Raw genomic sequence first — 18,886 nt, 5'->3', positions numbered from 1 at the left:
TTGTTACGTTGACCGGCGGGCCTTCTAGCCCTGACAATCCATCGGCTTATAGAAACCTGAGGGGGTTATGCTGGCTTTTTTCGAACACTGGGTTACGCAGTCATTGGCTTTTTCGCTTTTTGCCGTCTCGTTGGTGGCATTTCTTGAATCCCTGGCTTTTGTCGGGCTGTTATTACCGGGTACGGTGATGATGGCGACGCTGGGCGCGCTTATCGGCAGCGGCGCGATGGGATTTTATCCCGCCTGGGCGGCCGGCATTATCGGATGCTTTCTTGGCGATTGGATTTCCTATGTTATCGGCCATGGCTGTAAAAAGTCGCTGAAACGCTGGTCTTTCCTGAAAAAAAACCGCGCCACGTTGAATAAAATCGAACATGCCCTGCACCGGCATAGCGTGTTGACGATCCTGGCCGGCCGGTTTATCGGCCCTACCCGGCCGTTGGTGCCGATGGTGGCCGGGATGCTGGACCTGCCGCCCCTGAAATTCGCCTTGCCCAATGTTATCGGCTGCCTCACCTGGCCACCTGCGTATTTTATGCCCGGCATCCTGGCCGGGGTGGCTATTAATATCCCAGACGGACAGCACTCCGGGCAATTCCGTGGCCTGCTGTTAGGCGTGGCCCTGTTGGGCTGGCTGGCCGGCTGGCTTGGATGGCGCTGGTTGCGAACCGATAAACGCCAGGCCGATCGCCTCACCCGCTGGCTGCCGCTGTCGCGATTGCGCTGGCTGGCCCCCCTTTGCCTCCTGGCGATGGCGGCGGCGCTGGTTGCGCTTATCCAGCATCCGCTGATGCCGATCTACGCGGCTCAATTCTGGAAAGTGGTCAGGGTGTGACCGACGGCTTCAGTATTTGGAGAATAAGGTATATATCGCCTTACCTAAATCCGGCTGCGTTCCTATAATCGAGGAAAAATTCTCCGCCAGCACCGTTCCGGTACTGGTGAGTAATTCACGGAACTGCGGGGCGGTAAGGTTTTTTTTATTGGCGATGGCAATACTTGACAGGCATGCCGCCACACCCGCCACGATGGGATTGGCCGGCGAATTGCCGGAAAAATTATTGATGTACCAGGCATTGGTTTTATTGAGCAGCGTGGCATAACCGTATGAGGTCGTTACCACAAAATCACCCCAGCTCGAACTGTCTATGCGCGAACCAAAATTACTGTAGGCGGCCCTTAGTCCCGTCCTTGGGTCGAGGGCTCCGACAATAATAGCGCCTGAATCCCTTTGATGACGATTGAATTTGCCGTTAAGTATCGGATGGTCTAAATTAATCGCGCCATTCCCCGCCGCCTCAATAACGTGGATACCTTTGGATGTTAACGCGGAGATCATATCAAACCAGGCAGGTTCAAATTCGACCGGAAGATAACATTCCTGATTATAATAAGATCTATTTCCTCCTTGATGCTGCATACCTATTTGGATAACGTCTCCCGCCTTAAGACGGTGATAAAGGTTATAGAGATATTGCAGGCCCCGGGCGGCATAACCCACCTTCGCCCGGCTGGCGATCCCCATAATGCCATACCCCAGCTCCAGCCCCGCCATCACACCCACGGACGCGGTATTGTCGCAGCCGACGGTGACGGCGCCTTCGACAATAGCGCGCTCCGGAGGAAGGTTAATATGACCGGTGAACCAGGCATCAGGCTCGTTGGTAATGATGGTGACATTTTCGCCCCTGCCCCCGGCGTAACTTAGACCGGCGGTGCCGTCGACACCGCCGAGCCTGAAGCTATTGAAACAATGCCGGGCAGGCCAAAGATAATATTGTAAAGGGACGAAGTTATAATTTTCGACGCCGTTAAGCGTTTTTGGCTCATCATCAAGGGTGGGTTGCTCGGTGTGAAGAGCGTTATAACTTCTTGCGCCCCGTAGCGATACGGGTTCGGTAGTGGGATAAACCGTCTCGACTGAGCTGAATAGCGCAATGGCGTGAAGTATTTCATTAATATATTCAACAGCGTTGACATTCTCATTAAAAAATTTGATTTTGAAATAGCGATCCAAGCCAAATGTTTTATTCATTTCTTTGGCCGCATCATCACGGGGACTGCCGGATATGTCAAATAAAGGGGAAACTCCCATGGTTTCAAAGTTAAATTTGAGCTCGTGCTCAATTTTTTGCGCTTCTGAAAAGTAATACGCGCCGGCATTGTTTCGTTTAAGTTGAAACACGATGTTAGTGTATTTGACGCCCTGCTGGGCAAAGAAGTCAATTTTTTTAAGAATTTTGTCACTCATTATAGTTAACCCCCGATAATAAAATCGTATTTGACGGTTGACGATTCATCCCGTCATTTATGATGTTTGGTCTGATAAGAAGTAAAATTTGCACAAAGGCATTGCTGCCGCGGTGATTCAGTTTCTCCTGATGTTTAAATTAATGGTTTGCATAAATTTTTAATGAGAAAAAGATGACAGTCACTATTGTCCCTTCTTGCGCAGGGTGCATGACCTACTGTCGCGTAAAGTTAAATTCAGCTGTGTTAAATAAGATTCTTTAAAACTTAATGCAGATTGTACTCAATATACAATAATCGAAGTGGATGTTTAATAAGTGATTTTTATATATGATTTTTATTTAATATAAACTCTAATTGCAATAAATCAAACAACATTCTCAAATAATAGTGTGAAGCAAGTCAATATTTATTCTAATGTTAAATTATCTTAACTTTAAAATGCTATTTATACGTAATTTCTTATTTTTCATTAAATTCAAAGAAAAAAACATGGATAATAATAAAAAAAAGCTTATGTGTGGCGAAAAAACGGCGACCAGCAAAAGCGCAGGCCGGTTTTTCTTCCGCCGCGGAGGGACGTAACAGCAGTGGTTGTAAAACGTAATGGGGGGTGGTGTAATATGTTTGACAATATAATCATGATGTTGTGCGCGGGGTATTCAGTGGGGTGATACCGGGATGGGGCCGGATGGCGGCTTTTTGGCGTGAAAGGCCAGCATCCCAACTCCCTTATAGGCGGGCTGAAACGCTGGCGATAAAAATCACTACTCGTAAATTGCGGGCATTGCCAGGCGGCATGCGAAAACGCATGACGCTTTTCTGCCGTATCTTGATTATTTTATTTATGAGTTTCCCCAGCATTGACGATAAGCTGTTTACAAATACGTTCATTAGTACAACATAATTAAAATGCTATTACTGCCGATGCCTGTAACCACTGGGGTGCAACAATAAGCCCTTACCAATGGATGCTCTGTGGCATTTCCAGGCGACATTTAATTCCATCTCATAATAGTAACAATTTATTTGGCATAATGTGAATCGGCTCAAGAATGCTATTTTTGGCTATTTGCCGCGATCTTATTCCAGCACGCGAAGCCATCGCGTCATTATGCGGCGCCGGGCATCGGTGATGTTAATCCTCTCCGGCCAACCGCGGGCGCGGGTCCGGCGCGTGCGGCGCAATACCCAGGACGGCGGCTTCGCCGGCTTCGCCGCTCGCCAGGCGCGCGGTCGGGCCGTCGTAATAAATGCGGCCATCGACAATCAGCAGGGTGCGCGGCGCGATGCGCACGGCGTCATCCAGGTTGTGCGATACCATTAACAGGGTCAGGCCGCGGCTGGCGCACACGTCGTCCACCCGTTGCAGCATATCGACACGCAAGGCGGGGTCGAGCGCGGAAAACGGCTCATCAAGCAGCAGGATGGGGCGGTCGCGCACCAGACAACGCGCCAGGGCCGCCCGCTGCCGTTGCCCGCCGGACAGTTGCCCCGGCAGGCGGTCCAGCAGTTTCTCCAGCCCTACCTGTGCCGCCACCGCATTTAACGCTTCCCGTTGCGCCGGAGTCAACGCCAGCCCCGGATGCAGCCCAAGGCCGATGTTTTCCGCCACCGTCAGGTGAGCGAACAGGTTATGCTCCTGGAACAGCATGGAGACGGGGCGCCGGGCGGGCGGGGTGGCACTGTGATCCTGGCCGTTTAACCACAGGCTGCCGCTGTGCAGGGGCAGAAAACCGGCTATCAGGTTGAGCAGGGTGCTTTTGCCGGCACCGCTGGGGCCCAGGACGGCGACCTTTTCTCCCGCCGCCAGCCGCAGGTCAAAACGCATCGGCAAATGTTGGTAAAGATAGGTCGCTTTATCCAGTTTTATCATGCAGCCCCGTGAGTTTCTCGATTAGCGTAAATAATAAAAAGCACAGCGCCAATAGGAACAGCGCGGTAACGGCCCCGTCCTCGCTGCGATAAGCGCCGATTTGCTGGTAAAGATAGAGCGGCAGGGTCCGGAAATGTTCATTGCCGAACAACGCTACCACGCCAAAATCACCCAGCGACAGGATAGAGGCGAACGCCATGGCGCGGCCAATCGGCTGGCGCAGCGCGCGCCATTCCACCCAATGTAGCCGCGTCAGGCCGCGCATATCCAGGGACAGGCATAAACGATTATACCTTTCCGCCAGGTCCAGCATCGGCGTTTCCAGAATTTTCAGGGCGTAGGGAATGGCCATCAGCGCATTGGTCAGTATGACCAATGCATAGGGGGAGCGGGGCAATCCCAGGGTATGGGTGGCGATCAGGAAGAAACCGGTGGCCAGCACAATGCCCGGCATCGCCAGGATCAGCATGCCGCTAAGATCGAGCAGTTGCGCGGACCAGGGACGTTGACGCAGCCTCAGCTCGCGGCTGCTCCATAGCAGCATCAGCGTTAGCACCACGCACAGCAGGCCCGCGCCCAGGGCAATGCGCAGCGACGTCAGCAATGCCGACCACAGCGCCGGCTGCGACAGGACCCGCGCCATGCCCGTATTGACACCGCCGGCCACCACGGCCAGCAGGGGCGGCGCCAGCAGCACCAGCGCCAGGACAATAACCAGCGCGTCGGTCAAACGGCGCGCCAGATTATCGCCGGGATTGCGCCACTGGGAAAAATGCGTCGCGCCGACGGGAAACGCGCGGGTCAGCCGTTGGCTGGACAAGACCAGCCCCAGGCAACAGATCATTTGCACCAGGGCCAGCAGCGCCGCGCGGCCGGGATCGTAGTCATAGCTTAAGGCCTGGTAAATCGCCAGCTCAATGGTGGTCGCCCGCGGTCCGCCGCCCAGCGACAGCACCGTGGCAAAACTGGCGAAACACAGCATAAATATCAGCGCCGCCGCAGGCAGCAGTTGACGGCGCAGATAAGGCCACTCAAGAATGCGGAAGAAATGCCAGCCCGCCATGTCCAGCTGCGCGGCCAGCTGGCGCTGCTCCACCGGAATGCCTTCCAGCGCCTGCAACAACAGGCGGGTGGCCAACGGCAGGTTAAAAAATACATGGGCCAGCAGGATCCCCCGCAGGCCGTAGGGTGAAAAACCGTAGGGAATATGCAGCCAGAGGCATAGCTGCGCCAGCCAGCCGTGGCGACCATACACGCTCAGGATGCCGAACACGGCCACCAGCACCGGCAGCACCAGCGTCATGGCGCAAAAGCGCAGCAACAGCAGGCGTCCCGGAAACCGCCGGCGGTAAAGCGCCCGCGCCAAAAAAACGGCGGGCAGCACCGATAGCAGCGCCGACAGCAGCGCCTGCCAAAAGGTAAAACGCAGGACATGCCACAGATAGCTGTCCGACAGCACGTCGCGCCATTGGAGCGTCGGCGCGTTCAGCCACAAGGCGCCGACCGCCGTCAGGGCCACGGCCGTAAGCATCAGCGCGGCCAGCAGTCCCGGCCATAACCAGCGCGGTATCATCGGCCAGGCATCATTGGCTGACGGAACGCAACCAATCCTGGGTCCACGCGCCGCGTTTGGCCGCCACGTCATCCGCGCTGAAATTCAACGTCTTGGCCGGCAATACGTCAAAGCCGGCCGGCAGCGCGGTTTTGATCACCGGATACATCCAGTTGCCGGTGGGAATGGTCTGCTGGAAAGCCGGGGAAACGACAAAACGCATAAACTGCTGCGCCAGCTGCGGATTTTTACTGGCGGCTAATTGTCCGGCCACCTCGACCTGGAGATAGTGGCCTTCGCTGAAGGTCGCCGCCGCATAGTTATCCTTCTTTTCCTCGTTGATATGATAGGCCGGCGACGTGGTATAGCTGAGCACCATGTCCGCTTCTCCTTTCAGGAATAAGCCATAGGCTTCGCTCCAGCCCTTGGGCACGGTAACGGTTTTTTTCGCCAGCCGTTGCCAGGCCTGGGGCGCTTTATCGCCATATACCTGCTGCACCCAGAGCAATAAGCCCAGTCCCGGGGTACTGGTGCGCGAATCTTCGTAAATGATTTTCAGCGCCTGCGGCCCGTCTATCAGTTCATGCAGGCTTTTGGGCGGATTTTTCAGCTTGTTCTTGTCATAGACAAACGCAAAATACCCGTAATCAAAAGGCAGGAAGGTGGGATCATGCCACGCCTGCGGCAAGGTCAGATGAGCGGTGTCGACGTTATGCGCCGTAAAGAGATGCGTATCCTGCGCGGGCTTAAGCAGGTTGTTATCCAGGCCCAGCACCACATCCGCGTCGCTGTTCTTGCCTTCGATGCGCAGACGGTTGAGCAGGGCGACGCCATCTTCCTGCACGACATATTTCAGCTCGCAGCCACAGTCTTTTTCAAAGGCGGTTTTTATCGCCGGCCCCGGGCCCCATTCGGAGGCAAAGGAATCATAGGTATAAACCGTCAGGACGGGTTTTGCCAACGCCGGGGCGGCGGCGAGCAATAGCAGGCAGGGTAACCATTTTTTCAACACTTTGCGCTCCTGGAAAAAAAAGGCGGCAAAGGCGTTTGAGGCGGCAGCGGGACGCACTCTCAAATCCCTTCGCCGGTATTAGCCGGATCAGGTTCGACGGGTATACTCTCAGCTTGCGCGCCGGCTAACGCTATGCCGGACGCTTCGCACCCCGTTGAGAACAAATGCAAGTGTAATGGTTTTATCCCTGGCTTAACAGCCTGTCTTACGTGTCTTATGTGTCTTGCGGGTCCGGCGGGGCGAACCAGGCGGATTTGAAATCAAACCATCCCAGCGTATTCATCCTGACCCCGCGCATGCTGCGCTGGCCCTGTAGAATCAGCCAATGATGGAACAGCGGGTGCAGGCGATGGCCGGTGATAAGCGATTGGCACCATTGCGCCATGGACAGGCCCTTGCCGCGCCATTTCTCCAGCGCGTCGCTAAGGTCGGCCGGCAGGCAATGATGCATCAGCGGCATCTCGTAAAAGCTGGCGAACAGGGAATAATCCAGCGGCAGGTAAAAATTAGCGCTGCCGAGCCATAAATCGCTCTCGGCCTCACCGTTATGCCAGGCGGCATAATCCACGGTATTGATCACCAGCGCGATGTCCTGCCGGGCCAGCACCGCACCGAGCGCGCGGCAAAGATCATCGAATTCCGAATGGGCGCGATAAACCGTCAGGGTGATGCTGCGCAGCTCCGCGGGCCTTGGCCGCGGTTGCGCGACCCGGCTATGGCGCCAGCGCGGCAGGATACCGTAGGCCGGCGACCAGTAATGCTGGTAGACCGATCCCGCCTCGGTCAGCATGGCGATGGGATCGATATTTTCACTCAGCCAGCGGCGGGTATCATCGTTTTGCATCAGCGGCGAACGGGCATCAAACAGCAGGAAATAGCAGCCTTCCTCCAGCCGGGTTTCCAATTGACCCGGGGTGCTGTTATCCGCCTGGAGCTGGACGCCGGAATAGCTCAGCTCGGCGGTGAGTTCCGGCAAGATCCAGATATTCACTTCATCAATCAGTGCGCGATAGCCGAAATAATCATCAAAGGCGCGAATCTTCAATAAGCTTTCCCGGTTGTCGATCACCGCATAGGGTCCGGTGCCGACGGGACGGCGGACGAAGTCCGGCATCGTCTCCCATTCCTGCGGCAAAATCATGGCCGGCACGCTGCCCAATAGCCAGGGCAGCCAGTCGTCCGCGGCGGTCAGGGCGACATCAACGGTATTGGGGATGGCGGACGAGACGGCTTTTATATGGCAAAACAGCGGATTTCCCCGCAGGCGCAGCAGCGAGCTGCACACATCCTGCGGCGTCAGTTCCCGCCCATGATGAAAATGGATCGCCGGACGCAGGTAAAAGCGCCATAACAACGGCGAAATTTGCTGCCAATGATGGGCGAGGTCCGCTTCCAGTTCCCCATTTTCCTCATTTATTTTGGTCAGGCCGCTGAAAATCTGCCGCACGATGTGGTTCTCAGAACGCCGCAAAGGACTGCCGGGCAGCAGGTTCAGCAGCGGGCGATAATACAGTACCCGCAATATGTGCTTGCCCTGGCGGAAGCTGCGGCCCAGATGGGAAAGCAGCATCTGGCGTACCCTGTCCTTATCGCCCACCAGTTGGACCAACTGCTCGATGCGATCCTGCTCCAGCAGATCCTCCGCCCGCTGCTGTTGCAACGCCAGGCCGGTATAGTGAAAGGTCAGCTGCGAGCGCTTGCCGCGCCCGGCTGTCGCCTGCCACTGCAGCCAGCCCATTTCCTGCATGGTTTTCAGCAGCGTACGCACATGCCGGCGCGTACAGCTCAGCGCCTGCGCCAGTTCGTTCAGGGTGGTTTCCTGTGTCTTGCCCTGGCAGCTTTGCCACAGGCGGATAAATTGTTGCTGCAGGCGTGGCGAGGACATAAAAGAGGAACACTCCTTAAAAAGTCATCTGTTTTTCTTCCGGTATCTTAAGCCGATACTGGTCGTGTCGAAAGGGCAGAATAGGGATTGTAACGATGAAAATAGCCAATTTGCGCCGGTTTTATCAGCATTATTTTATCGCCATCTGCGGGCGCGGCGTGATCCGTCCCGACAGGGGCCGCAGCGGACAGCGCATGGCGCTGTTGTTACAGGTAACCCAATGGCATACGGATTCACTGTCCGAGCAGGAATACCGGGAGTGGATGTGATGTCTCGTGGCGGGGGGTGATATAAAAGTCCTGCGGTATTTTCGCTTGCCGTAAGTTTGGTTTTATATGTTGAGCCGGGCGCTGGCAAGCGACAAGGGATGGCAGTCGCGCCATCCCCTTGACCCCGCGCTCCCGGCAGATCGCGCGCCGCAAGCGGTACCTTCCTGCGCCGGATCCACCTTTTCGCACCGGCCCGTATGCGCTCCCGGCGCGAACGGGCCTCTCGCCGCGTCCAGCGGCTCGTGCCGGTGGAACCGGCTCCGTCAGCGCGCTCAATGCCGGCCAAAGGGCCGCTCCCCTTATCACCGGCGTTCACATTCCAGGCATTTAAGTTACCGGCGTACAAATTCCCGGCGTTCAAATAAAGACTTTTTAATTACAGACGTTGGTTTTGACGTTGTACCGGGATATTGTGACGCCAGGGACCGCGCAGCGGCGCACGATCTGCCGGAAGCCCGGGAGTCAAGAGGGATGGGCTAGCATCCCTCTTGTCGCTTGCCTGCACCAGGCAACAGGGAACGCCGCTGCTAGCGGCAAGAGAAACCTGCTCCCAGCGTACCCACGCCGTCGCCAGCAATCGACACTTAGTGCAAAAACGCCGGCTGGCTCGCCTCATAATCCGCAATCGCGCCTTCATGCTGCAACGTCAGTCCGATACTGTCCAGCCCGTTGATCATGCAATGCTTGCGGAACGCATCGATCTCGAACGGATAGCTCTTCTCGCCGGCAATGACCCGCTGGTGTTCCAAATCCACCGTGAAGGTGATGCCTTCATTGGCCGCGACCAGGAGGAACAGTTCATCCACCTGCTGCGGCGACAACGTAATGGGCAGCAGTTGGCTGTTAAAGCTGTTGCCGTAAAAAATATCGGCAAAGCTTGGCGCGATGATCGCCTGAAAGCCGTAATCGGCCAACGCCCAAGGCGCATGTTCACGCGACGAGCCGCAGCCGAAGTTTTCCCGCGCCAGTAAAATGCTGGCGCCGCGATAGCGCGGTTTATTCAGTACAAAGTCGGGATTGGGCACCTTGCCGGCGTCGTCGAGAAAACGCCAGTCATTAAACAGATGCTGGCCGAAACCGGTGCGGGTGACCTTTTGTAAAAACTGTTTCGGAATAATGGCGTCGGTATCCACGTTAGCGGCATCCAACGGCGCCACCAGCCCGGTATGTTGGGTAAATTTTGCCATAAAACTGTCTCCTTAATTCAATTCGCGAATGTCGGCAAAATGACCGGTAACCGCCGCCGCCGCCGCCATGGCCGGACTGACCAGATGAGTTCTGCCGCCGCGACCCTGGCGCCCTTCGAAATTACGATTGCTGGTGGATGCGCAACGCTCGCCTGGGTTAAGACGATCGTTATTCATGGCCAGGCACATGGAGCAGCCGGGTAAACGCCATTCAAAGCCGGCGTCCAAAAAGATTTTGTCCAGGCCTTCGGCTTCCGCCTGGGCCTTGACCGGTCCGGAACCCGGCACCACGATGGCCTGTACGCCGGTGGCGACGCGGCGCCCCTTGGCTACGGCGGCGGCCGCGCGTAAATCCTCGATGCGCGAGTTGGTGCAGGAACCGATAAACACTTTATCGATAGCCACGTCGGTCAGGCGGATGCCGGGCTGCAAATCCATATAAGCCAGCGCCTTGGCGGCGGAGTTGCGTTCCGCCGGATCGCTGAACGAGTCGGGCGACGGGATTATCTGGTTAATGGCAATCACCTGACCCGGATTGGTACCCCAGGTGACCTGCGGAGCGATATCGTCGGCGCGCAGGGTGACCACGCTATCGAAGACCGCGTCGTCGTCGGACTTCAGGGTATTCCAGTAGGCGATCGCCTGCAGCCAGTTATCGCTTTTCGGCGCGAACTGGCGGCCTTGCAGATAGGCGTAAGTCGTGTCGTCCGGCGCCACCAGACCGGCCTTGGCGCCCATTTCTATCGCCATATTGCACAGCGTCATGCGGCCTTCCATGCTCAGGGAGGTGATCGCCTCGCCGCAGAATTCCACCACATGGCCGGTACCGCCGGCGGAGCCGGTTTTACCGATGACCGCCAGCACGATATCCTTGGCGGTAATGCCGGGGGCGGCGCGGCCGGTAACCTCAATCTTCATGGTCTTGGCCCGGCCCTGTTTCAGGGTCTGGGTGGCCAGCACGTGCTCCACTTCCGAGGTGCCGATGCCGAAGGCCAGCGCGCCGAAGGCGCCGTGGGTGGCGGTATGGGAATCGCCGCAGACGATGGTCATGCCCGGCAGCGTCATGCCCTGCTCGGGACCGATCACATGTACGATGCCCTGGTAGGGATGGTTCAGGTCATACAGCTGGACGCCGAATTCCGCGCAGTTTTTTATCAGTTCCTGCATCTGGATACGGGCCATCTCGCCGCTGGCGTTAATGTCCCTGGTTTGGGTGGAGACATTATGGTCCATGGTGGCAAAGGTTTTTGACGGCTGGCGCACGGGACGGCCCATGGCGCGCAGGCCGTCGAACGCCTGCGGCGACGTCACCTCATGCACCAGGTGACGATCGATATATAATAAAGGCGTTTCTTCCGGCGCTTCGTAGACGACGTGCGCATCATATAATTTTTGATATAACGACTTGCCCATACTCTTCATGCCCCCTGGGTAATATAACCGGCGATAATACTGCCCATCTCATCGGTGCCGACCGCGGCGCCGCTGCCGGCCAGATCGGCGGTACGGTGTCCGGCTTCCAGCGCCTGGTTGACCGCCCGCTCAACGGCGGCGGCGGCTTCATCCAGGCCCAGGCTGTAGCGCAGCAACAGCGCGGTGGACAGGATTTGCGCCACCGGGTTGGCCAGGTTTTTGCCGGCGATATCCGGCGCCGAACCGCCCGCGGGCTCGTAGAGACCGAAACCTTGTTCATTGAGGCTGGCGGAGGGCAGCATGCCCATCGAGCCGGTGATCATCGCGCATTCATCGGACAGGATGTCGCCGAACAGATTGGAGCACAGCAGCACGTCAAACTGGGACGGGTCCTTGATCAACTGCATGGTGGCGTTATCAATATATAAATGCGCCAACGCCACGTCCGGATAATCCTGGGCGATTTCAGTGACGATTTCGCGCCACATAATCGAGCTTTGCAGCACGTTGGCTTTATCGATCGAGGTCACTTTGCCGCGGCGCTTGCGGGCGGATTCAAAGGCGATGCGGGCGATGCGCTCGATTTCAAAGCGGTGATAGACCTCGGTATCGAACGCGCGCTCATGCATGCCGCTGCCTTCCCTGCCTTTCGGCTGGCCGAAATAGATGCCGCCGGTCAGCTCGCGTACGCACAGGATATCAAACCCGCGGGCGGCGATATCGGCGCGCAGCGGACAGAAATCCTCCAGACCCGGATACAGCCGCGCCGGACGCAGGTTGCTGAACAGTTTGAAGTGTTTACGCAGCGGCAACAGCGCGCCGCGCTCGGGCTGCTGGGCCGGCGGCAAGTGTTCCCATTTCGGGCCGCCCACCGAGCCGAACAGAATGGCGTCGGCCTGCTCGCAACCGTTGACCGTGGCGGCGGGCAGCGGGCTGCCGTGGCGATCGATGGCGGCGCCGCCGACGTCGTATTCGCTGGTGGTGATGCGTACGTCGAAACGCTGGCGCACGGCGGTTAAAATTTTGTAGGCCTGCGCCATGACTTCAGGGCCAATGCCGTCGCCCGGCAATACCGCTATATGATATGTCTTGCTCATGTTCACACCGTTTCCTGGTAATCCCGTTTATTGTTTTGCCCTTGCAGACGCTGCAGTTCGATTTCGACCTGCCGCGCGCGCCAGATATTGTTCATCACGTGTATCATTGCCTTGGCCGAGGATTCGATGATATCGGTGGTCAGGCCGACCCCGTGGAAGCGGCGTCCGTGATAATCCACCACGATATCCACCTGGCCCAGCGCGTCGCGGCCGTGGCCTTTTGCGGTCAGCTGATATTTCTGCAGCGTGATGGGATAGTCGGTGATCCGGTTCAGCGCCTGGTAGACCGCGTCCACCGGACCATTGCCGGTTGCCGCTTCGGATTTGGTTTCCTCGCCGCACACCAGCTTGACCGACGCCGTGGCCATATCGTTGGAGCCGGACTGGACGCTGAAATAGTCCAGGCGGAAATGTTCGGGTTCTTCCTGTTGCTTGCTGATAAACGCCAGCGCCTCCAGGTCGTAATCGAATACCTGGCCTTTTTTGTCCGCCAGCTTGACGAAGGCGGCATACAGTTCGTCCAGATTATAATCCTGTTCCTGGTAGCCCATTTCCTGCATGCGATGCTTCACCGCCGCCCGGCCGGAACGCGAGGTCAGGTTTAACTGCACTTCCTTCAGACCGATGGTTTCCGGCGTCATGATTTCGTAGTTCTGGCGGTTCTTCAGCACGCCGTCCTGATGGATGCCGGAGGAGTGGGCAAAGGCGTTGGACCCCACCACCGCCTTGTTGGCCGGGATGGGCATATTGCACAGCTGGCTGACAATCTGGCTGGTACGGTAGATTTCCTGATGATTGATATTGGTGTGCACGCCCAGGATATCGGCGCGCACTTTAATCGCCATGATCACTTCTTCCAGCGCGGTGTTGCCGGCGCGCTCGCCGATGCCGTTCAGGGTGCCTTCGACCTGCCGGGCGCCGGCCTGCACCGCGGCGATGGAATTGCCGGTCGCCATGCCCAGATCGTCGTGGCAATGCACCGAGATAATGGCTTTATCAATATTGGGCACGCGTTCATACAGGGAGGTGATGATGCCGCCGAACTGCACCGGGGTGGTGTAGCCGACGGTATCGGGAATATTGATGGTGCGGGCGCCGGCGTTAATCGCCGCTTCGACGATACGGCACAGGTTATCGATCGGGGTCCTGCCGGCGTCTTCGCAAGAGAATTCCACATCGTCGGTGTAGTTGCGCGCGCGTTTGACCGACTGCACCGCCATCTCCATCACCTGTTCGAAGCTGCGCTTGAGCTTGGATTCAATATGCAGCGTGGAGGTCGCCAGGAACACATGGATGCGGAACGCCTCGGCGACGCGCAAGGCTTCGGCGGCCACATCGATATCTTTTTCCACGCAGCGGGCCAGGCCGCAAACCCGGCTGTTCTTGATTTGACGGGCAATGGTCTGGACCGACTCAAAGTCGCCGGGAGAGGACACCGGGAAACCCACTTCCATTACATCGATGCCCATTCTTTCCAGAGCCAGGGCGATTTGCAGTTTCTCTTTCACACTCAGGCTGGCCTGCAATGCTTGTTCACCGTCGCGCAGCGTGGTATCAAAAATTATAACTTGTTGGCTCATGATTAATCCTATCTTCGTTTTTGGACGCGGTTTCTGGGCACGTTGCGCGGGCAAAAAAAAACCCGCGCCATGCGCGGGTTCTTTATCTGGGACGTATGAGTCAGCTCTGAACTCCGTGTACCAGCGTACCGCGCATCGACAGTGCGAGTAGTAGTAGGCCTAGTAGACGGAAAGAAGCGAACATTTTAGAGCGGCGTCCCAGTTCATGAATGAGTCATTGTATTTATAGGTACAGGATTCATTGGCGGGTGTCAACCATTCATACGCAATGCTTATCACCGCGCGCATTTCGCGGTTAATCCATGCAAATGTTAAGATGCTGTAATTATCCCGTCCAGCAGCGCGGTGGGTTTTGTGCCGCGTTAAAAGCAGTGTTTTATAGCGTCAATCTCGAGAACGGTAGCGTAAAAATTATTAGCGCCGCCGCGGTGCTGATTTTTGCTATTTGCCTGCCTTATCATCTGGCGTTATCGTTACCGGTCATAAATTAATAACAAAAATATTTCAGGGGCAGCTTTTCCCATCCCTGTGCCAAGCGACAGCGGCCTGTTGCTGCTGCGAAGAACCTACGTAAGCCTGGAGGCAAACCCATGGAGATGTTGTCAGGAGCCGAGATGGTCGTCCGATCGTTAATCGACCAGGGCGTGAAGCATATATTCGGTTATCCCGGCGGGGCCGTGCTGGACATCTACGATGCGCTGCATACGGTAGGCGGGATCGATCATATCCTGGTGCGTCACGAGCAGGGCGCGGTGCATATGGCCGACGGCTATGCGCGCGCCACCGGCAAGGTGGGCGTGGTGCTGGTGACCTCCGGCCCGGGCGCCACCAATGCCGTGACCGGCATTGCCACCGCCTATATGGATTCCATTCCCCTGGTGGTGATTTCCGGCCAGGTGGCCAGTTCGCTTATCGGTTTCGACGCTTTTCAGGAATGCGATATGGTGGGCATTTCCCGCCCGGTGGTGAAACACAGCTTTTTGGTGAAGAAAACCGAAGATATCCCCGGTATCCTGAAAAAAGCCTTTTACCTTGCCGCCACCGGCCGTCCCGGCCCGGTGGTGATTGACGTGCCCAAGGATATCGTTAATCCGGCCAATAAATTTCCCTATCTTTACCCGGACTCGGTATCGCTGCGTTCCTATAATCCGACGGTACAGGGCCATAAAGGGCAAATACGCCGCGCGCTGCAAACCCTGCTGGCCGCCGAGCGTCCGGTTATCTATACGGGCGGCGGGGCGATAACCGCCGGTTGCCATCAGGAGCTGCGTCTGCTGGCCGAAAAACTCAATATACCGGTGACCAGTTCTTTGATGGGATTGGGCAGTTTCCCGGGTACACATCGCCAGAGCCTGGGCATGCTGGGGATGCACGGCACTTATGAAGCCAATATGGCGATGCATCGCGCCGATGTGATTTTTGCAGTCGGGGTGCGTTTTGACGATCGCACCACGAATAATTTATTAAAATACTGTCCGGATGCCACGGTGCTGCATATCGATATCGATCCGGCCTCGATTTCCAAAACCGTTACGGCGGACGTGCCAATAGTCGGCGACGCCCGCCAGGTGCTGGTGCAAATGCTGGATCAGTTGGAGCAGGGCGAGAATACGCAGCAGTTCGACGCGTTGCGCGACTGGTGGCAGGATATCGAACAGTGGCGCGCCCGCCATTGCCTGGACTACGATCACCGCAGCGGCAAGATCAAGCCGCAGGCGGTGATCGAAACCTTGTTCCGCCTGACCGGCGGCAAGGCGTATGTGACTTCGGATGTCGGCCAGCATCAGATGTTCGCCGCGCTCTATTATCAATTTGACCAGCCGCGCCACTGGATTAACTCCGGCGGCCTGGGCACCATGGGCTTCGGGTTGCCCGCCGCGCTTGGCGTGAAGTTGGCGCTGCCCGACGAAACGGTGATTTGTATTACCGGCGACGGGAGTATCCAGATGAATATTCAGGAGCTGTCCACGGCGCTGCAATATGATCTGCCGGTGGTGGTGGTGAGTCTGAACAATCGTTATCTGGGTATGGTGAAGCAGTGGCAGGATATGATCTATTCCGGCCGTCATTCCCAGTCCTATATGGAATCGCTGCCGGATTTCGTCAAGCTGGCGGAAGCCTACGGCCATGTGGGCATTTCCATCCAGTCGCCGGATGAGCTGGAAAGCAAGCTGGCCCAGGCGCTGGCGCAAAAGAATCGTCTGGTGTTCGTGGATGTGATGGTTGACGGTACGGAACATGTCTATCCCATGCAGATTCGGGGCGGCGGCATGGACGAAATGTGGTTAAGCAAAACGGAGAGGACCTGATCATGCGCCGGATTTTATCAGTATTGCTGGAAAACGAGTCGGGCGCGTTATCGCGGGTGATCGGGTTGTTTGCCCAGCGCGGTTACAATATCGAGAGCCTGACTGTGGCGCCGACCGACGATCCCACGTTGTCGCGCATGACCATCCAGACCATGGGCGACGCCAAGGTGCTGGAGCAAATCGAGAAACAGCTGCATAAGCTGGTGGATGTGCTGCGCGTGAGCGAGCTTGGGCAAGGGCAGGGTACTCATGTCGAGCGGGAAATCATGTTGGTGAAGGTTCAGGCCGAGGGCGGCGCGCGCGAGGAAGTGAAGCGCTGCGCCGATATTTTCCGCGGGCAGATCGTGGATGTGACCTCGTCGCTGTATACCGTTCAGCTGGCGGGGACCAGCGATAAGCTGGATGCTTTTTTGTCCACTATTCGCGACGTGGGCAGTATCGTCGAAGTGGCCCGGTCAGGGATCGTCGGGCTGGCGCGCGGCGATAAGGTGATGCGCTGAGCATCGAGTCGTAGGGGCGCTCTCCCTTTAACACGCTTTATGCGGCATCGGTGATGGCGGGCATAGCCTGCCATGGGGCCCCGGTCGGGCGGGCACACCACGCCCGATTCAACCCCATCGGCATGCTCTCCCTTTAACAGGTTTTATGCGGCATCGGTGATGGCGGGCATAGCCTGCCATGGGGCCTCGGTCGGGCGGGCACACCACGCCCGATTCAACCCCATCGGCATGCTCTCCCTTTAACAGGTTTTATGCGGCATCGGTGATGGCGGGCATAGCCTGCCATGGGGCCTCGGTCGGGCGGGCACACCACGCCCGATTCAACCCCATCGGCATGCTCTCCCTTTAACAGGTTTTATGCGGCATCGGTGATGGCGGGCATAGCCTGCCGTGGGGCCTCGGTCGGGCGGGCACACCACGCCCGATTCAACCCCATCGGCATGCTCTCCCTTTAACAGGTTTTATGTGGCATCGGTGATGGCGGGCATAGCCTGCCATGGGGCCTCGGTCGGGCGGGCACACCACGCCCGATTCAACCCCATCGGCATGCTCTCCCTTTAACAGGTTTTATGCGGCATCGGTGATCGCAGGCATAGCCTGCCATGGGGCCTCGGTCGGGCGGGCACACCACGCCCGATTCGACCCCCTTGGCACGCATTTCCTTGAACACGTCTGCTTTACGTTTGGTGTTGGCACGCTCTTCCTTGAACAAAACGGTTTATGCTTTGTGTACCGCCATTTCCCCGCCTTACTCGCGCGTCTATTCGCTTCTTGGCGTTTTATGCTGATAAAAGTTGTAGCATAATGATATACCCCGATGAGAATATGGATATATTGGGTCACTGTTAAATCTTTCAGCGCAAAGGAGTCTCTGTGAAACTGGATGAAATCGCGCGCCTGGCAGGCGTTTCGCGCACAACCGCCAGTTATGTGATCAACGGTAAAGCGAAACAATACCGCGTTAGCGATAAAACCGTGGAAAAGGTGATGGCGGTGGTTCGGGAACATAACTACCATCCCAACGCGGTTGCCGCCGGTCTCAGGGCAGGGAGGACGCGTTCCATCGGCCTGGTGATACCCGATCTGGAGAATACCAGTTATACCCGCATCGCCAACTATCTGGAGCGCCAGGCGCGCCAGCGCGGCTATCAGTTGCTGATCGCCTGTTCCGAGGATCAGCCGGATAATGAAATGCGCTGCATTGAACATCTGCTGCAACGGCAGGTGGACGCCATTATCGTTTCCACGGCCTTGCCGCCGGAACATCCATTTTACCAGCGCTGGGCCACCGATCCTTTTCCTATTATCGCCCTCGATCGCGCGCTTGATCCCGATCATTTTATCAGCGTGGTGGGTGCGGATCAGGATGATGCGGAAATGTTGTCGCGGGAACTGCGCAGTTTTCACGGCGCGTCGGTTTTGTATTTAGGCGCTTTGCCCGAGCTGTCGGTGAGTTTCCTGCGCGAGCAGGGCTTCAGGCGCGGATGGGAAGGCGACGCCAGGCAGCCTGATTTCCTGTATGCCAATAGTTATGAGCGCTCGTCTTCGGCGGCGTTGTTCAGCCAGTATCTGGAGAGCCATGACATGCCGCAGGCGATTTTTACCACGTCGTTTTCCCTGCTGCAGGGCGTGATGGACGTGACATTAAAGCGTAGCGGCAGGCTGCCGCCCGATTTGGCGATCGCCACTTTCGGCGATAATGAACTGCTGGATTTCCTGGAGTGTCCGGTGCTGGCGGTGGCGCAGCGTCATCGTGAGGTGGCGGAGCGGGTGCTGGAATTGGTGCTGGCAAGCCTGGACGAGCCGCACAGGCCGAAACCGGGATTGACCCGTATCAGGCGCAGCCTGTTTCGCCGCGGCTCGCTCAGCCGCGCCTGAGGGCCTTGCCCGCCCTCGCCCGCAAGGTGGTTAAGCCCGGTGAAGCCGGGCTGTCGGGTTCCGGCCCGGCGCCAATGC

Annotated in this window: 14 protein-coding genes and 1 riboswitch; of the genes, 5 read left to right on the top strand and 9 right to left on the bottom strand. The window is 57.2% G+C overall.

The features are described from left to right. The first annotated feature begins 67 nt into the window (after positions 1-67). On the top strand, positions 68-835 hold the full coding sequence (locus tag ACL2XF_RS16045) for a DedA family protein (RefSeq protein WP_410016438.1): 768 nt from the start codon (positions 68-70) through the stop codon (positions 833-835). 9 nt (positions 836-844) lie between these two features. Here the strand turns inward: ACL2XF_RS16045 and ACL2XF_RS16040 are convergent, their stop codons facing one another. From ACL2XF_RS16040 to sgrR, 5 genes are all read right to left on the bottom strand, one after another. Beyond that, positions 845-2,251: a S8 family serine peptidase gene (locus ACL2XF_RS16040; protein ID WP_413727156.1), complete on the bottom strand. Its 1,407-nt coding sequence runs from the start codon at positions 2,249-2,251 to the stop codon at positions 845-847. A 1,137-nt stretch (positions 2,252-3,388) separates the two neighbouring features. After that, on the bottom strand, positions 3,389-4,126 hold the full coding sequence (gene thiQ / locus ACL2XF_RS16035) for a thiamine ABC transporter ATP-binding protein ThiQ (protein ID WP_410016436.1): 738 nt from the start codon (positions 4,124-4,126) through the stop codon (positions 3,389-3,391). Further along, positions 4,110-5,699 (bottom strand): thiamine/thiamine pyrophosphate ABC transporter permease ThiP, encoded by a 1,590-nt coding sequence (gene thiP, locus ACL2XF_RS16030; protein ID WP_413727155.1) that lies wholly within the window; start codon positions 5,697-5,699, stop codon positions 4,110-4,112. Before thiP ends, thiQ begins: the two co-directional genes overlap by 17 nt. Before the next feature lie 10 nt (positions 5,700-5,709). After that, complete coding sequence (gene thiB, locus ACL2XF_RS16025; protein ID WP_413727154.1) at positions 5,710-6,690, bottom strand: thiamine ABC transporter substrate binding subunit; 981 nt, start codon at positions 6,688-6,690, stop codon at positions 5,710-5,712. 46 nt (positions 6,691-6,736) lie between these two features. After that, positions 6,737-6,854: riboswitch (TPP riboswitch) on the bottom strand. Between the two features lie 50 nt (positions 6,855-6,904). Next, positions 6,905-8,575, bottom strand: coding sequence for an HTH-type transcriptional regulator SgrR (gene sgrR / locus ACL2XF_RS16020; RefSeq protein WP_413727153.1), 1,671 nt, complete (start codon positions 8,573-8,575; stop codon positions 6,905-6,907). Between the two features lie 95 nt (positions 8,576-8,670). On the opposite strand from sgrR, the gene sgrT reads away from it, so the two are divergent. After that, positions 8,671-8,844, top strand: coding sequence for a glucose uptake inhibitor SgrT (gene sgrT / locus ACL2XF_RS16015; RefSeq protein WP_413727152.1), 174 nt, complete (start codon positions 8,671-8,673; stop codon positions 8,842-8,844). A gap of 584 nt (positions 8,845-9,428) precedes the next feature. Here sgrT and leuD read toward each other — a convergent pair. Genes leuD through leuA form a run of 4 tightly spaced genes read right to left on the bottom strand, consistent with a single transcriptional unit; the run spans position 9,429 to position 14,121 of the window. Beyond that, entirely contained in the window at positions 9,429-10,031 is a 603-nt protein-coding gene (gene leuD / locus ACL2XF_RS16010) for a 3-isopropylmalate dehydratase small subunit (protein ID WP_410016431.1), read from the bottom strand. A gap of 12 nt (positions 10,032-10,043) precedes the next feature. Continuing rightward, the gene (gene leuC, locus ACL2XF_RS16005; RefSeq protein ID WP_410016430.1) at positions 10,044-11,444 is read right to left on the bottom strand and encodes a 3-isopropylmalate dehydratase large subunit; all 1,401 of its coding nucleotides are present in this window, start codon (positions 11,442-11,444) and stop codon (positions 10,044-10,046) included. Positions 11,445-11,449: 5 nt separating this feature from the next. Further along, the gene (gene leuB, locus ACL2XF_RS16000; RefSeq protein ID WP_410016429.1) at positions 11,450-12,541 is read right to left on the bottom strand and encodes a 3-isopropylmalate dehydrogenase; all 1,092 of its coding nucleotides are present in this window, start codon (positions 12,539-12,541) and stop codon (positions 11,450-11,452) included. Between the two features lie 2 nt (positions 12,542-12,543). Next, positions 12,544-14,121, bottom strand: a complete 1,578-nt coding sequence (leuA, locus tag ACL2XF_RS15995) for a 2-isopropylmalate synthase (protein ID WP_410016428.1) — start codon at positions 14,119-14,121, stop codon at positions 12,544-12,546. A gap of 590 nt (positions 14,122-14,711) precedes the next feature. Between leuA and ilvI the strand changes: the two genes are divergently transcribed. The 3 genes from ilvI to cra all read left to right on the top strand — a co-directional run bounded on the left by ilvI (position 14,712) and on the right by cra (position 18,808). After that, positions 14,712-16,430, top strand: coding sequence for an acetolactate synthase 3 large subunit (gene ilvI, locus ACL2XF_RS15990; protein ID WP_413727151.1), 1,719 nt, complete (start codon positions 14,712-14,714; stop codon positions 16,428-16,430). A gap of 2 nt (positions 16,431-16,432) precedes the next feature. Continuing rightward, positions 16,433-16,930 carry an acetolactate synthase small subunit gene (gene ilvN / locus ACL2XF_RS15985; RefSeq protein ID WP_410016426.1) on the top strand — a complete coding sequence of 166 codons (498 nt, stop codon included), beginning with the start codon at positions 16,433-16,435 and terminating at the stop codon, positions 16,928-16,930. Between the two features lie 873 nt (positions 16,931-17,803). Beyond that, positions 17,804-18,808 (top strand): catabolite repressor/activator, encoded by a 1,005-nt coding sequence (gene cra, locus ACL2XF_RS15980; protein WP_410016424.1) that lies wholly within the window; start codon positions 17,804-17,806, stop codon positions 18,806-18,808. Positions 18,809-18,886: the final 78 nt, after the last annotated feature.

The organism is Sodalis sp. RH19 (assembly GCF_047324215.1).
Classification (GTDB): Bacteria; Pseudomonadota; Gammaproteobacteria; order Enterobacterales; family Enterobacteriaceae; genus Acerihabitans.
This window is presented reverse-complemented; position numbering and strand designations above follow the sequence as displayed.